This window comes from Proteiniphilum sp. UBA5384 (genome assembly GCF_002410825.1).
GTDB lineage: Bacteria > Bacteroidota > Bacteroidia > Bacteroidales > Dysgonomonadaceae > Proteiniphilum.
Window position 1 is genome coordinate 1 of record NZ_DHOS01000035.1, and the last position, 16,888, is coordinate 16,888.

Annotated in this window: 9 protein-coding genes and 2 pseudogenes; all 11 read left to right on the plus strand. The window is 43.4% G+C overall.

Features of this window, described 5'->3' with window-relative positions:
• Window positions 1–220 (plus strand): annotated as a pseudogene (locus B4G81_RS07650) (gfo/Idh/MocA family oxidoreductase); the annotation flags it as partial.
• Window positions 221–313: 93 nt separating this feature from the next.
• Window positions 314–976: pseudogene (locus B4G81_RS07655) on the plus strand (3-keto-disaccharide hydrolase); the annotation flags it as partial.
• Window positions 977–992: 16 nt separating this feature from the next.
• Window positions 993–2,096, plus strand: a complete 1,104-nt coding sequence (locus tag B4G81_RS07660; protein ID WP_294081415.1) for a glycoside hydrolase family 88/105 protein — start codon at window positions 993–995, stop codon at window positions 2,094–2,096.
• Window positions 2,097–2,145: 49 nt separating this feature from the next.
• Window positions 2,146–3,297 (plus strand): glycoside hydrolase family 88/105 protein, encoded by a 1,152-nt coding sequence (locus B4G81_RS07665; protein ID WP_294081403.1) that lies wholly within the window; start codon window positions 2,146–2,148, stop codon window positions 3,295–3,297.
• A 72-nt stretch (window positions 3,298–3,369) separates the two neighbouring features.
• On the plus strand, window positions 3,370–4,509 hold the full coding sequence (locus B4G81_RS07670) for a glycoside hydrolase family 130 protein (protein WP_294081416.1): 1,140 nt from the start codon (window positions 3,370–3,372) through the stop codon (window positions 4,507–4,509).
• A 52-nt stretch (window positions 4,510–4,561) separates the two neighbouring features.
• Window positions 4,562–7,282: a glycoside hydrolase family 2 protein gene (locus tag B4G81_RS07675; RefSeq protein ID WP_294081404.1), complete on the plus strand. Its 2,721-nt coding sequence runs from the start codon at window positions 4,562–4,564 to the stop codon at window positions 7,280–7,282.
• Between the two features lie 368 nt (window positions 7,283–7,650).
• Window positions 7,651–9,009, plus strand: coding sequence for an IPT/TIG domain-containing protein (locus B4G81_RS07680; protein ID WP_294081405.1), 1,359 nt, complete (start codon window positions 7,651–7,653; stop codon window positions 9,007–9,009).
• 28 nt (window positions 9,010–9,037) lie between these two features.
• The gene (locus B4G81_RS07685) at window positions 9,038–12,130 is read left to right on the plus strand and encodes a SusC/RagA family TonB-linked outer membrane protein (RefSeq protein WP_294081406.1); all 3,093 of its coding nucleotides are present in this window, start codon (window positions 9,038–9,040) and stop codon (window positions 12,128–12,130) included.
• A gap of 13 nt (window positions 12,131–12,143) precedes the next feature.
• Window positions 12,144–14,219, plus strand: a complete 2,076-nt coding sequence (locus B4G81_RS07690; protein WP_294081407.1) for a RagB/SusD family nutrient uptake outer membrane protein — start codon at window positions 12,144–12,146, stop codon at window positions 14,217–14,219.
• 17 nt (window positions 14,220–14,236) lie between these two features.
• Window positions 14,237–15,232, plus strand: a complete 996-nt coding sequence (locus tag B4G81_RS07695) for a DUF4973 domain-containing protein (RefSeq protein ID WP_238865633.1) — start codon at window positions 14,237–14,239, stop codon at window positions 15,230–15,232.
• A gap of 95 nt (window positions 15,233–15,327) precedes the next feature.
• On the plus strand, window positions 15,328–16,888 hold a 1,561-nt coding region (locus B4G81_RS07700; RefSeq protein ID WP_294081408.1), incomplete at its 3' end, for a family 43 glycosylhydrolase.

A 16,888-nucleotide genomic window follows, 5' to 3' on the forward strand; every position in this document is an offset into this window, starting at 1 on the left:
CTTCCTGCTGGCTTGCCGGGGCAAAGAAAAAACTCGCTCCCCGTTCGAAATATCGGCACCATTGAGTCAGGTGTTCTGCCTGGGTGTGGCGGCACAGCGGCTGAACCGTAAAATTGTGTTCGACAGGGAGACCAAACGAGTGACCAACGATGCCTTTGCCGACGCCTTCCTCACGGGTGAGCCTCCGCGGAAAGGCTGGGAAGATTTTTATAAGATTTAAATCACATCAATACAAATAATTATGATACGAAAAACAATAATAACACTTTTAATAGCAATAGCAACATTGTCATTATGGGCACAGGAAAAGCCCAACACCCTATCCGAAAGTGAGAAAAATGGAGGGTGGCAGCTGCTCTGGGATGGTAAAACCACCGAAGGGTGGAGAGGCGCCAAACTGGATCATTTCCCGACAAAGGGATGGTCTATTCAGAATGGAATTTTGAAAGTACATAAGAGCGGAGGAGCCGAATCTTCCAATGGTGGCGACATTGTCACAACCCGGGCTTACAAGAATTTTATTTTGAAAGTAGACTTCAAAATTACCGAGGGTGCCAACAGCGGTATCAAGTATTTTGTGGATACAAATCTGAACAAGGGACAGGGATCGGCCATTGGATGTGAATTCCAAATACTTGATGACATGAAGCACCCGGATGCAAAACTGGGGGTTAAAGGGAACAGAACGCTGGGATCGCTCTACGACCTTATACCGGCTCCGGAAGAAAAACCGTATCGTAGTGGAGATTTCAATACGGCCGTGGTGATTGTAAATGGAAATCATGTACAACACTGGCTTAACGGCATTAAGATTATCGAATACCAACGCAATAGCCAAATGTGGCAAGCATTGGTAAATTACAGCAAATACAAAAACTGGCCGAATTTTGGCAATGCCGAGGAAGGATTGATACTCCTGCAGGATCATGGAGATGAAGTGTGGTTCCGGAACATCAAAATAAAAGAACTTGAATGAATTAAAATAATATATGATGTGTAAAAAAATAATTTTCTTATTGTGTTTTCTCCCTTTCTATTTATTATCGGCTCAAACAAATGAGTTGAAGAAATTTCCGAAGGGCTGTAGTCCAAAACAAGTCGGTAATCGTTTGGCATATAATTTTGTAAATGCCCGGCATGATCTGTATGCAGGTAGATATATCCACTATGCCGAAGTATGTACCTGGAACGGAGCTCTTGATTATGCACTGAAAACAAACGACAGAGAACTTATTAAACAATTACAAAATAGATTCGAACCTTTTTTCACACGCGAAAAAGTATTGTTACCTCCTATGAATCACGTAGACTACAATATGTTTGGTAGTCTTGCACTCAAACTCTATCAAATTACCAATGACAAAAGGTATCTGGAGATAGGACTGGCTTATGCCGATAGTCAATGGGAAGTGCCGGTGAATGCAAAACCGGAAGAAAAGGACTGGGCCGAAAAAGGATATTCCTGGCAGACTCGTATGTGGATTGATGATATGTATATGATTACCGTTATACAAAATGAAGCATATAAAGTTACAGGTGACCCAAAGTATATTGACCGGGCTGCAAAGGAAATGGTTCTTTACCTCGATGAGTTACAGCGTCCCAGCGGCCTTTTCTATCACGCACCCGATGTCCCTTATTACTGGGCTCGAGGAGACGGATGGATGGCGGTTGGTATGGCCGATTTACTACGTGAACTTCCCAAAAATCACAAGAACTATGTGCGTATTATGGAAGGTTATCAGGTTATGATGAAGAGTTTGAAGAATCATCAAAGACCAGACGGCATGTGGAATCAACTGATTGATGAACCGGATTTCTGGCCGGAAACTTCCGGTACAGCCATGTTCACCTACGCCTTTATCATTGGTGTTCAACAGGGATGGTTAAATGCTTCAGAATATGGTTCTGCCGCACGTAAGGCATGGTTGGCAATGGTTCTCTTCATTGATGAGCGAAATAATGTGACAGAAGTTTGTGTAGGTACTGGTAAAAAGAATGATAAACAATATTATTATGATCGTCCACGTCTAGCCGGTGATTTTCACGGACAAGCACCGTATCTATGGTGTGCTGCAGCCTTATTAAGAAAATGAATTAATTGTTTTTTATAAAGACCATTTAAATTAAAAAAATTGTAATCGAATGAGCAAAAAAATCTTGAGCGGGTGTACACTTCTCTATTTATTTTTAGTTTCAAATCTGTATGCCAGTATCGGTTCAAATATTGAAACTCCTGCAGTGAAAATAGAGAGTCACGACCTTACAGAATTTCCAAAAGGAGCCGATCCAAAAGAGATCGGAATAAAACTTACTGAGCGATATATCAGAACTATCGATACGCAGGCTCCCCGCGTAAATTATCCATATGTCTGTACATGGTTGGGAGCGTTCCGGTTTACAAAAACTATCGGAGATGATAATTTATTCAATCGATTATTAGAGAGATATAATAATATCTTCTTCAATACGGGTTCGGATAATCTTGTCCCTCCTGCAAATCATGTGGACAACAACGTCTTCGGATCCGTTCCTCTGGAAATTTATAAAACAATGAAGGAAGATAAATATCTTAAAATGGGATTGAAATATAGTGATTTGCAATGGAAGTTACCGAATGATCCCCGAATGTCGGAGATAAAATGGCATGACCAAGGTTATTCCTGGCAGACACGTATATGGATTGACGATATGTATATGATTACAACGGTACAATCCCAAGCTTATGTGGTGACGAATGAACGAAAATATATCGAGCGAACCGCCAGGGAAATGATACTGTATCTCGACGAGATACAGCGTCCCAACGGACTATTCTACCATACACCTGATGTGCCTTTTTTTTGGGGAAGAGGAAATGGTTGGATGGCTGTCGGCATGGCAGATTTATTGAAAGTGTTACCTCAAGACAATCCAGGCAGGGAGAGAATTGAAAAGGCTTATAAACTGATGATGAAAACCTTGTTGAATTACCAGGCTGAAGATGGTATGTGGAGACAGCTCGTAGATGATAAAACCTCTTGGAAAGAGACATCTGCTTCTGCGATGTTTACATATGCTATGATCGTGGGCGTAAAGAACGGTTGGTTGGATGAAGTCACTTATGGTACCGCTGCCCGTAAGGCATGGCTTGCCCTTTTGACTTATCTGAACGATGATGACAATTTAAGGAATGTCTGTGAAGGAACCAATGCATACAATGATTACCAGTATTATATCAATCGTCGGCAGAATACCGGTGACTTACATGGACAAGCTCCTCTTTTGTGGTGCGCAGACGCGCTTCTTCATAAATGACAAATAATTGTTTAGAATATCAATATGAAGTTTTTTTTGATCCTTTTATATAGCCTGTTTTGTTTTATAAGCATGTCCGCCAATGACCTTCAAGTGAAAGAAGGTAACGGTGGAGATGGAATGCAAAATATTTTACCGGAGTGGGCCTTGGGTGGGTTTGTACGACCTGCCGGGGCGAATCCGGTAATCCGACCGATCACGAGTACCAAGTTCTATTGTCCAATGCAAAAGCAAGTAGTTAATTGGGAAGAGAGCGACACCTTTAACCCTGCAGCGGTTGTAAAAGGAGATAATATCTACGTTATTTACCGGGCAGAGGATAATTCAGGTACAGGGATAGGCAAACGTACATCTCGTCTTGGATTGGCAGAGAGCCCTGATGGTATCACCATGTGTCGGAGACAAGTACCCGTGATGTATCCCGATGAGGATTATATGAAAAAATACGAATGGCCCGGGGGATGTGAAGATCCGCGTGTGGCAGTAACAGAAGATGGGCTCTACGTCATGACTTACACTTCATGGAATAGAGAGAAGGCCCGATTATGTGTCGCTACTTCCAGGGATTTGATTACATGGAAGAAGCATGGTCCAGCATTTGAAGATGCCTATGAGGGCCGTTTTCTGAACATCCATTGTAAGGCCGGATCCATTGTAACGGAGATAAAAAACAACAAACAGGTTATCTCCAAAATAGGAAATGTCTATTTCATGTATTGGGGCGAACATAGGATCTGGGCGGCTACTTCTGAAAATCTTACCGACTGGAAACCAATTTTGGATGAGAATGGAGAATTAAGAACAGTGATTGCGCCCCGTAGAGGATATTTCGATAGTGCCTTAACTGAATGTGGCCCTCCGGCTATCAAGACCAATAAAGGTATTTTATTGCTATACAATGGAAAAAATCAAAATCATGATGATCGCCGTGATCGTCGATTCACTGCCGGGACATACAGTGCCGGACAGGTTTTAATGGATTTAGACGATCCCTTGAAAGTGATTGAAAGGTTAGATGTCCCTTTCTTCCGCCCCATGGAAGACTTTGAGAAAAGCGGGCAATATGTAGATGGAACCGTTTTTATTGAAGGATTGGTTTATTTCAAGAGAAAATGGTATTTATATTATGGATGTGCCGATTCTCAGGTAAGCGTGGCTATTTACGATCCCGAGAAAGATACACCTGGTGATATCCTCCCACAATCTCTATAATATACATTGCGGAAAAACCTTGGATTACCCCTATAATCAGATAGCAAGAACAATGAAAATAAAAGTATTACTTTTTTTAGTTATAACTCTATTCTACACAAGACTATCATACGGACAGGAAGCTAAGACTGAACGGGTGTATAATGCCGTACTTTCCTCTCGCGATGGACATGAAGGCCAATTTGTCTGGAAGATGAAAAAAGCAGATGAATTAGTGGGAAAAACCGAAGATGTATCTACCTCCAGGATATCTACGAATGACTGGATGTCGGCCATTGTGCCGGGCACCGTACTTAATTCATTGGTGTATAACGGAGTTTACCCCGAACCCTATTATGGTTTGAATAATAAACTAGCATCGAATCTTATCCCCGATCTCCAACATGCTGGTCGTGATTTTTATACGTATTGGTTCAGAACGGAGTTTGAAGCACCATCTGAAAATTTCAAGAACAGGAAAACATGGTTACAGGTCGATGGAATAAATTACCGCGCAGAGATATGGTTGAATGGGAGTATGGTGGGAAATATGGCAGGAATGTTCTATCAGGAGCATCTTGATATCTCCGATTATCTCGTTTTTGACAAAACGAACATACTGGCAGTAAAAGTTTATCCGGTAGATGTGCCGGGTACGGTGAGACCAAAGGGTGGAAAAGCGATTGGCGCATTGAATAATGAATTTCAGAACGGAGGTAACGGTGAAATCGGGAAAAATGTAACCCAACTGATGACCGTGGGATGGGATTTTACTTTTCTGGATGGTATCAGGGACCGTAATACCGGGATATGGAAAGAGATATCCATATATACCACGGGAGATGTAACCCTTCGTCATCCATTTGTGAAGTCCGACCTGTCTAAGCCCGGCTATAACCTGTCAAGACAAACAATCTCCGTAGAGCTAATCAATCCGAACAATAACTGGAGCACTCATGATCTTATCATAGAAGGAGAAATTTTGGGAGAGAATATTGTTTTTGAGAAGCAAGTACGATTAATCAGGGGACAGCAACAAGAGGTGCTTTTCTCCCCGGATGAATATCCTCAGTTGATCATCAAGAAACCCCGTTTGTGGTGGCCGATAAACAAAGGTGAACAGGAGTTGTATGATCTTACCTTACGAGTAAAAGATAAATCGGGAAATATACTGGATTCCATTTCCACCCGTTTTGGAATAAGGGAAATAACATCCCATACCGATACACCGGACCGGTCACGTACTTTTTTGGTAAATGGTAAACCCGTCTTCATCAAGGGCACAAACTGGCTTCCGGAGAATATGCTACGGAACTCAAATGAACGCACCTATGCCGAGTTGCGCTATACGGCACAAGCAGGCATCAATATGATTCGATTCTGGGGTGGGGGAATCACCGAGTCCGATTATTTTTTTCAGTTGTGCGATGAGTTGGGTATCATGGTGTGGACAGAGTTTTGGATGACCGGAGATACCAAACATCCGGCAGATGGGAACATCTATTATAGCAATGTCGCTTCCACAGTGAAGCGTATCCGGAACCACCCCTCTTTGGCCTATTATGTCTCGTCCAACGAATCGACCGAAATGTCCGAAACGGAAGAACTGATCCGGCGATTGGACGGAACAAGGGGATATCAGATGCAGTCGGAATGTTGCGGAGTACATGACGGGAGTCCATACAAACAGGTGAACATTATGCGGCATTATGAAAATACAGCCTCTGACAGAGGCAGCCGTATCGATGGCTTTAATCCCGAGTATGGGGCGCCGGCTTTGCCTACAGTGGAGTGTTTACGTGAAATGATGGATGAAAAGGATCTTTGGCCAATCAACAGGGAGGTATGGGATTATTCCGATGGGAATGGTTTTCACCTGATGACATCACTCTTTACCGATATGGTGAATGAATATGGTCCATCCCACAATATTGAAGAGTTTGCGGAAAAAGGACAGTTTGTGGGGGCGTTCAACTACAAGAGTATCTGGGAAGTATGGAATGAAAACAAATTGAATTATGGTGACCGCTATGCTTCTGGATTTTTGTTCTGGTATCACAATTCCCCCATTCGCCAGGTTTGTGCCCGTATGTGGGATTGGTCGCTGGAACCGACAGCTGCACTGTATGCTGCCCAGAACGCCTGTGAACCCTTGCATCCCCAGTTCAATTATCTTACAAACAGCGTTTCGGTAGTGAATGATTATTACCGTTCTTTCCACAATTACACGGTAACGGCTGAACTGTATGACCTGAATGCAAAGAAAATCCTCTCCAGAAAAGCAAAAATCAATATTCCAGAAGATGGTGTTTGTAAGGATATTTTCAAGATCGATTTTCCCTCGGATATATCCCCTGTCCATTTTATCAAATTGAGATTGTTGGATGATAAAAACAGGGAAGTAGGAAGCAACTTCTATTGGCGTTCGCATAGTAAATATGAGGGAAAAAATACACTTACAGGACCAACGACTGCCGGTTTTCAGGAACTATCCAAACTGAAGAAAGCCGACCTCAAGGTAAATTATACCACAAGAGAAGAGAGTAATTGTTATTTTGTGTTTATAGATATTAATAACATATCTGGTTCTATTGCTTTTTTCACACAACTTCAATTTCTGAACGGAGACGGTAAACCCGTTCGTCCCTCTTTTTATACTGATAATTTTTTCTCCTTACTTCCCGGAGAGAAAAAAACTATTACAATAGAGACGAACAAAAAATGGGTGCCTGAAAAGCGAAGATTAGTTGTGAAAGGGTGGAATATTGATAAAAGAGCTTATTCATTAAAGTAATTTTTTTTAATCCATATCAATATTACTTTTTATATCTTTTTTGAAAGGGAATCAATATTCGTATACTTCATAAAAACAGATGCTTAGGAGGGAGTGATAAATTATTAATATTTTATGAGATGAATTTTATACAGAAGCTCGATAGGTTTTTTTTACTTTGGTCGGTAAATCTATAAATAAAACTAAATGATTTTTTTACGCTTGACCTTACCTAGGAAATATTCTGGACAATAATTTTTGTTGTGATATAATATAGATTGTATACTATTAAAATGATTTTGTAATCACTTTGTTTTAACTCGATTTTTTTATTAACGAGGTTAATTTATTATTTTTTAATTATATATTTTATGAAAATGAAAAACAGTATGAAAATTGGGCGTTGGCAACTTCATTGGATAATGCTTGCGCTGATAACTCTCTGCTTTGCAAGTTGTAAGGATGACAACGAAGAGCAGGGAGGCGGTTTCGATCCGGATAAGCCGGTAGTCGTGTCAGACTTTATCCCAAAAGTAGGTGGATTGGCTACGCGAATGGTTTTGTATGGGGACAATTTCGGAAATGATCCTTCCCGGGTTAAAGTGATTATTGGAGGACAAAATGCCAAAGTTATAGGCGTAAATAACCAGAACCTGCATTGTATTGTTCCGGCGAGAGCATACGACGGAGACATCAAAGTGATCATTGTGGATGATAACGGAGACGAAGTGGCACATGCTGTTTCTGAATCCAACTTTGTGTACAAGAAAAAAATGCTTGTTTCGACTTTTCTGGGAGATTATGTGGAGAAAGAATCTGACCGGATAATTAAAGATGGCCCTTTTGGAGATTGTGGCTCTTTCCGGACCATGAGATGGCTGACATTTGACCCCCAAAATCCCAACCATATGTATGTAGCTTCCCAACAGGGGGGTACGCGTCTGATTGATTTCGAAAATGAGTATGTTAGTACCTTTACCACCAACATAGACAATGTATCTTGTGTGAATTGGACATTGGATGGGGATATGATTGTTACACGTGACCATGGAAGTGATACCTCAATAGGGAATTTTATGTTTACCCGTGCTTCTGGGTTTACTTCCCGAACCGATGTGTCTCGTGGAAGGGGGGTGAAAGCCACTGCCATCCACCCGGTAAACGGAGAAATGTATTTTACCCGTTTCAGGGCTGGTGATGTGCAAAGGTATGACTTTGAAACCGGTACGTTAGAGACAATATTCCAAAACCCGTACGGAGGAGTGCATTTTATGCTGATGATTCATCCCACAGGAGATTACGGATACCTGGTCGAATCGGAGCGGCATTATATCATGCGCACGGATTATGACTGGGAAACCAAGAGATTTACCATACCCTATCTCGTCTGTGGTGCGGCGGCGAACGCCGGATATGCGGACGGGGTTGGCAGTAGTGCCCGTTTAAACTGGCCCATGCAGGGGACATTTGTGAAGAACCCGGACTATGAGGCACAAGGTGGCGACCAATATGATTTTTATTTCTGCGACAGGGATAATCATGCTATCCGAAAACTGACTCCAATGGGAAGGGTGGAGACCTTTGCGGGACGGGGCAATAATGGTACTTGGGGATACAACGATGGGGATCTTCGTCTGGAAGCTCGTTTCAATTGGCCGGAGTCGATCGTGTACGATGAACTTAGGAAATGTTTTTATGTTGGAGATACGCGTAATTTTCTTATCCGTAAGATCGGTTACGAAGAATAATGAATGATAAACACACAAACTTTATAAGATGAAGAATTTTTTACTGACATGTTTGTTATTCCTTGGGCTTTCGGCAAACGCCATGGCACAGGAGGAGGTGACTATAAAAGGAGTTGTTACCGACACAAACGGGGAACCTCTGATAGGGGCGAATATTATTGTGAAAGATATGCCCGGATTGGGTACCATTACAGATTTGGATGGGGCATACAGTTTAAAAGTAACGACTTTCCGTACGCTGGTTTTCTCATATATCGGTTTTGAAACGGAGGAGGTATTGGTGAAGGATCAACGGGTGATTAATATGACCCTGAAAGAGTCGGTAACCCAGTTGATTGATGAGTTGGTGGTCACTGCTACCGGCCCCCAGGAAAAAGTAGCCGTTACGGGAGCCATTACCAATGTGGACGTGGAAGAGTTAAAGGCCAATCCTACGACTTCTATTGCCAATTCATTTGCTGGCGTGGTTCCCGGTATCATGGCGATGCAAACATCCGGACGACCTGGCAGCGTGTCTGAATTCTGGATCAGAAGTATTTCCACCTTTGGTGCCAGTAACGCTGCATTGGTGTTGGTTGACGGTTTTGAGCGAGACCTGAATGAGGTCAATGTGGAGGATATTGAGTCCTTTTCCGTACTGAAAGATGCTTCTGCTACTGCTATCTATGGTAGTAAGGGAGCGAATGGCGTAATTTTGATCAATACCAGACGTGGTAAGGATGGTAAGATCAATATCAGCGCAAAGATGGAAGGTTTTTACAACAGGCTTACCCAACTCCCCGAATTTGTAGATGGATACACCTATGCATCCATGGCCAATGAGGCAAAGATTACACGTAACCAGGAACCGTTGTTCCAACCCGAGGAACTCGAGATTTTTCGTTTGGGATTGGATCCGGACCTGTATCCCAATGTAGACTGGATGGATTTGATGCTGCGTGATGGAGCCTGGAGCTCACGATCCACTTTGAATATGAGCGGTGGGGGAAGTACAGCCCGTTATTTTATTTCCGGAAGTTACCAGGATCAGCAAGGTATGTACAAAACCGACAAGACATTAAGAGAGTACAATACCAACGCCAACTTCAAGAAGTATACCTACCGCATGAATGTGGATGTGGATATTACAAAAACGACCTTGCTAAAGGTAGGTATAGCCGGCTCGCTGCGGAAACAAAACGATCCCGGTGTTGGCAGTACGGCAATATGGACCGCCCTGATGGGATACAACTCCATTATGGTGCCCAAACTCTATTCTGATGGAAAAGTTCCGTCTGTCCCCGATAATGATGACAATCCCGATAATGATCAGGATCGTTTCAATCCGTGGGTACAGGCTACCATGACCGGTTTTAACGAAAGCTGGCAGAACAATATCCAAACGAATGTGACCCTCGACCAGCAACTCGATTTCATTACAAAAGGCCTTCGCTTTATCGGTCGGTTCGGATATGACACAAACAACTCGAACTGGATTACCCGTAAGAAAAATCCGGAGCTGTGGTTGGCAAAACGTTATCGTTCCCTCGATGGCGAATTGATTTTTGAAAGAGTGGCGCCGGAAGTGAAAATGACACAGGATTCGAACTCGAACGGGGACCGGAGGGAATTCTTTGAATGGGAAATGCACTATAACCGCAGATTTCAGGATCATCGTTTGGGAGGAGTAGTGAAGTATAACCAGGCTGCTAAGATACAAACCCAGCGTATAGGCTCCGATCTGAAGAATGGTATCTCCCGTCGGAACCAGGGATTGGCAGGACGCCTTAATTATAATTGGAGACTTCGTTATTTTATAGACTTCAATTTTGGATATACCGGTTCCGAAAATTTCCATAGGGATAATCGGTTCGGCTTTTTTCCGGCTGTTTCAGGTGCTTGGAATATTACAGGGGAACCCTTTATGAAGGATGTAGAATGGGTGAATATGCTGAAACTCCGTTATTCACATGGTAAGACAGGGAATGACAATCTGGGAGACATCCGGTTCCCCTACCTATACACAATTGAGTCTACCGGTGGTTACCAATTTGCCGATTATAATTTTGATAGATACTACGGTGGAATGCGATACTCTTCTTTGGCTTCACCAAATGTCTCATGGGAAATAGCCACCAAGCAGGACCTGGGGCTTGACTTTTCGCTGTTGGGAGATAAGCTCTCGGGAGCTGTGGATTATTTTCGCGAACGTCGCGACGGAATTTATATGACACGCAATTATCTTCCATGGATGGCCGGTTTGGAGAGCAATCCTTCGGCAAACGTGGGTATAGTAAAGGCACAGGGATTTGATGGAAATTTTACGCTAAGACAGGACCTGGGACAGGTGAACCTGACACTGCGTGGAAATATTACCTACAGCAAGAATGAGATTCTGGAAAGAGATGAAGAAAACACGGTCTATTGGTACAAGATGCAACAAGGCCACAGGGTAAACCAGGCCCGAGGACTCGTTGCTTTGGGACTATTTAAGGATTACGAAGAAATCAGAAACAGTCCGAGGCAAACTTACGGAGAGGTAATGCCAGGTGATATCAAATATAAGGATATCAACGGTGACGGTGTCATCAATGATGATGACCGGGTGGCTATCGGTGCCACTACAAGACCGAATCTTACCTATGGATTCGGCACTTCTGCCAGATGGAAAGGGTTGAACGTGAGCCTGCATTTTCAGGGAGTAGGTAAATCAACCTATTTCATCGATGGCTCTACAGTTTATATGTTTAGTACTGGAGATGGTTGGGGAAATATCTTGAAAGATATGGCCGCATCGAACCGCTGGATTTCGTCCGAAATATCCGGCGATCCCTCAACCGAGGATCCGAATGCCGATTACCCACGTCTGACTTACGGAAACAATAGTAACAACAACAGACAGTCTACGTTCTGGCTTAGAAACGGTTCCTATATTCGCCTGAAAACGGTGGATGTCGGGTATACGCTTCCCAAGGCATTGGTTAACAGGGCACATTTCAACGAAGTTCGCATATTCTTCATCGGTACGAACCTGCTAACCTGGTCTGGTTTCAAATTGTGGGATCCGGAAATGGGAAGTTCACACGGAAAGAACTACCCACTTAGCAAAACCCTCTCACTGGGTGTAGCAGTTAATCTTTAAACAACACGCACATATGAAAAAAATAATTGTCATTTTATCGATTGTAACAGGATTGGGTCTAATAATGGGTGGATGTACCGATTATCTGGACTCTGATTACCTGTTTGATGAACGGATGTCTATTGAGGATGTTTTTAAGAATCAGGATTATACGAACGAGTGGATGGCGCGCGCATACTCCTATCTGGGTAACGGATATCTGCAGGATGTGGCCAGTAAAAAGGATGTTCCTTTCAATTTTGCCGACGACATGTATTTCGATGGCGAAGGAAATCGGTACGCGAACTGGAAAGCGGGCCGGTATAGTGAAAGCGGATTGAATGGTGAAGCCCAGGGAATCTGGGAAAATGCATATAAGGGGATCCGACAGGCTTCCATTTTGTTGAAATATATTGACCTTAATAAGATGTTCAGCGAAGTGGAAATCACCGATATGAAAGGTCAGGCACATTTCCTGAGAGCCTACTACTACTGGATTATGCTTCGAACATATGGTCCTGTACCCATTGTCCCTGATGCAGGAATAGATTACATGAAAGAGTATGACCAGGTTGCTCAACCCCGTAGTACTTATGAAGAATGTGTGAATTATATCGAAAATGAGTTGATCATCGCTGCGGGAATGCTGCCTCTTCAACGTTCTGTGGAAGCATTGGCCCGCCCTTCAAGGGGAGCTGCTCTTGCGCTTCGTGCCAAAGTATTGTTGTTCGGAGCCAGCCCGCTGTTCAATGGAAAAGCCCCGACAGAGGTGGCAAGCGCCATGGTTGACAAACGGGGGAATCCGCTTCTTTCTCCGACCTATGATGAGTCGAAATGGGCCAGAGCAGCTGCTGCAGCCAAGGATGTCATGGATCTGAACTTCTATACATTGCACGTTGCATATTTCAAGGATACGGATGCTATCGGGTATCCGGCAACCGTCACTCCCCCCTATGACGAAAACTTTTCAGATAAGGATTGGCCGAACGGCTGGAAGAATATTGATCCGTTTGAGTCTTACCGCTCTTTGTTCAACGGTGAGATTCCTGCCAATGAAAACCCGGAATTGATTTTTACCAGAGGACAAAACAATTCGAATGAAAATATTGCCGCAATGGTCCTGCACCAGCTACCGCGTACCTGGGGCAAGGGATACAATTCACATGCAATGACGCAAAAGCAGGTGGATGCATACTCTATGGCAGATGGTACGGATGCCCCGGGTATGAACTCCATGTATGCCAGCTTGCCTGGTTATGAGGGTCGCTATGATAGCCGTGAACGGGCAACCGGATATGTGGCTGCGAGTGAACTGGCTGATTATCCCGAATTGGGACCCCAGGGGGCAGGTGTCTCCAAGCAATATGCAAAACGTGAACCTCGTTTTTATGCATCTGTTGCCTACAACGGAAGTACCTGGTATTTTCTGAATGCTGATGAATCTGCAGAGGAGCAAAAGAACAAGCAGATATTCTATTACCGCGGTGAGGACAACGGATATAAGATCAACTATTCACTGCTTACCGGTATTGGAATAAAGAAGTACGTGCATCCGGACGACATCAGTCTGATAGGAGGTTCGTATAACAGAGGTCGTATCCGGCCGAAAGTGGATCCGGCTATCCGTTATGCGGAAATATTGCTGATCTATGCGGAAGCATTGAATGAACTCACCGGACAGCATAGCATTCCTTCCTGGGACGGGAACAAAACGCACTCTATCAGCCGCAATATTGCTGAGATGAAGGCTGGTATCCAACCTGTACGTATTCGATCCGGTGTGCCCGATTATCCGGATAATGTGTATGCCAATGCCGACCGATTTCGTGAGAAATTGAAGCGCGAGCGTCAGATTGAACTGTTTGCCGAAGGGCATCGCTATTTTGACCTTCGTCGTTGGATGGACGCCCCGGTAGAAGAGGCTGCCTCTACCTACGGTTGCAACATATATGCCGGCAAAGCAATGGCGGATCTTTTCCATACGCCCGTGGAAGTACCTTCACTGGCACCTATATTTGCTTTGAAATCCTGGTTCTGGCCCATTCATCATACGGAATTGAAAAGGAATAAAGAATTGACCCAGAATCCGGGTTGGACAAATCCTGAATAATTTTACATACTACAAAAATGAAAAATATATATTATCTTTTTTTAGTGATCACAACAGCAATATGTTGTGTGTCATGCAACAACGAATGGGAAGATGAACAATATGTGCAACAGGCTTCCTTTAAAGCCGAACCCGACGGAAATGGAGTGACTTTTGCATACCTGCGCTACCACCCCGAAGGGAAAGTGACCTATCAACTTCCTGTAATTATCAGCGGTTCAACTCCGAATATACAAAAGCGTACAGTGCGTATAGGATTGGATCTCGATACAATGGCTGTTTTAAACGAAGAACGTTATGGTCACCGTGAAGAACTCTATTTTAGAGTGTTGGATAAAAAATATTACAGTTTTCCGGAAACAGTCGAGGTCCCTGCCGGTGAATCTACCGTCACACTTCCCATAGAATTTACGTTGGGCGATCTGGATCAGTCTGACAAATGGGTGTTACCTCTGACCATTCTCGAAGATCCGGCGAACAATTACCAGCCGAATCCCCGGAAACACTATCGGAAGGCGCTGCTGCGGATCAATCCGTTTAATGATTATTCCGGTACATATGCTGGGACATTGTATAAAATTGTGTTGGAGGGAGACACCCAGAATCCGATGACGTTAAGTAGTTACAGAACTTTTGTAGTGGATGATAAAACCATTTTTCTCTATGCGGGAGCTAGAAATATTGATTCTCCTGACCGTAAACTGTACAAGATTTTTGTTGAGTTTACCGATGAGAAGGTAGATCTCCTTACCAAAAAGTTGAATATTTATACGGATAATCCGGATATCAAACTGAAAGTAATCGGGCAACCGAGTTATTCGGTAGAGGAAGCAATGGATGCAACAAAGCCATACCTGAAGCATGTGTATATCACCCTGAATCTGGCATACGAATTTGATGATTATACAACTATTCCGGGCAATGTGATCAAGTACTCGGTATCGGGATCTTTGTCTATGCAGCGTGACCTCAATACTCTGATTCCTGACGAAGATCAGCAAATTCAGTGGTAATGGAATGTTTGTGAGGGTGTACAGGGTTGCCGCAAATACAGGTAACCCTGTATCCTCCGCTACAAGTCAATAATTTAGAAGATAAAATAATGATTATGAGTCAGATGAATATTGGTTATTGGTTGTCGCTTATTGTTGGCTTATATTTGTGCTCATGTGGGGATCCCGACAACAAAGTTATCCCGGCAGAAATTACCTATTTCTCTGTGTGGGATCAAAGAGCAGTCAATCATGTGCTTCACGTGGACAATGTAAATCATATCATTACCAATAAGCAGGAGATTCCCCCCTATGTCAATCTTTCCCGGTTGATTGCAGAATTCCGGTTAAATAATCAGAATGCAATACTTAAGGTTAACGGTAAGGAGCAGCAGAGTGGGAGAGGAGAAAACAATTTTTCTGAAGAGATCGTGTATGATCTTTTCGTTGCGGACAAAAAACAACAGTCATACAAGGTTACCATCACCAAGGAAGGATTATCGAATAACTTCCGGACATTCACTTTTCCCGGTAAGCAGATGGAAAAATATCAACCCTCCATTCACCTGGAAACCGGGGAGATTTCAAATGAAAATGAAATCCCCCTGAATATAGATATCTCATCGTTACAACCGGAATTCACAACAATTGAAAAAAATGCGGTTGTCAAAGTAAACGGGGTGGCACAGACAAGCGGAGTTGGCAAACATGATTTTTCCAAGCCGGTTGTGTATGTCATTGAAGGGGAGGATGGCACTTCGAAAGAATTTACGGTGAGGTTGAAACAGGGTCATGAGTATTATCTTACAAACCCTATTGTAGCGGGTAGTTATGCGGATCCGACAGTGATTCGTGTGGGGAATACTTTTTATCTTTATGTGACTTCAGGCCGTGTGAGAGGTTATAAATCGACTGATATGGTTAATTGGAGCCGGATAGCGGGTAGTTCGAGTGAGGTGTTTAGTGAGAGGCCGGATTTCACGGAAGATAATGTAAGTGAGACGGGGATGTGGGCACCCGATATCAACTATTTTGATGGCAAGTATGTGATGTATTATTCCATATCCAAATGGGGCGGGGGGGCCACATGCGGGATAGGTGTGGGGATATCTGATCTGGCACAGGGGCCTTTTTTGCCTCCTCCGGGCAATTCTGATGGTAAATTATTTGTCAGTTCAGAGATGGGTGTCCATAATTCAATTGATCCTTGTTTTTTTGAGGAGAACGGACAACGCTATCTTTTTTGGGGGAGCTTCCATGGTATTTTTATGACAGAGCTGACGGCAGACGGGTATGCCGTGAAGGATACGACGAAAAAGAAACAGATTGCCGGTAATTCTTTTGAAGCCACGTATATTCACAAGAGGGGGAGTTACTACTACCTGTTTGCATCTACCGGTGCATGTTGCGAGGGGATGAACAGTTCCTACAAAGTGGTGGTCGGAAGATCCACTCAGCTTGGAGGCCCTTATCTGAGCAGGAGCGGTGTGGATATGAAGAATTATGATGCCTGGAATCCACCCGGTTACCAGCCAGTAGTGATCAGGGGCGATGAGATGTTTGCAGGTCCGGGTCACAATTCGAGAATTATTACCGATGACAAGGGAGTAGATTGGATGCTTTATCACGCTTATGTCCATAATGGAAGTGACTCCCGTAGTTTAATGATCGATAAAG

Bases quoted from the DNA above. Each gene is read 5' to 3' on its own strand.
- B4G81_RS07665 (WP_294081403.1), top strand. From the start codon at position 2,146: ATGAGCAAAAAAATCTTGAGCGGGTGTACACTTCTCTATTTATTTTTA.
- B4G81_RS07695 (WP_238865633.1), top strand. From the start codon at position 14,237: ATGAAAAATATATATTATCTTTTTTTAGTGATCACAACAGCAATATGT.
- B4G81_RS07685 (WP_294081406.1), top strand. From the start codon at position 9,038: ATGAAGAATTTTTTACTGACATGTTTGTTATTCCTTGGGCTTTCGGCA.
- B4G81_RS07670 (WP_294081416.1), top strand. From the start codon at position 3,370: ATGTCCGCCAATGACCTTCAAGTGAAAGAAGGTAACGGTGGAGATGGA.
- B4G81_RS07660 (WP_294081415.1), top strand. From the start codon at position 993: ATGTGTAAAAAAATAATTTTCTTATTGTGTTTTCTCCCTTTCTATTTA.
- B4G81_RS07680 (WP_294081405.1), top strand. From the start codon at position 7,651: ATGAAAATTGGGCGTTGGCAACTTCATTGGATAATGCTTGCGCTGATA.
- B4G81_RS07690 (WP_294081407.1), top strand. From the start codon at position 12,144: ATGAAAAAAATAATTGTCATTTTATCGATTGTAACAGGATTGGGTCTA.
- B4G81_RS07675 (WP_294081404.1), top strand. From the start codon at position 4,562: ATGAAAATAAAAGTATTACTTTTTTTAGTTATAACTCTATTCTACACA.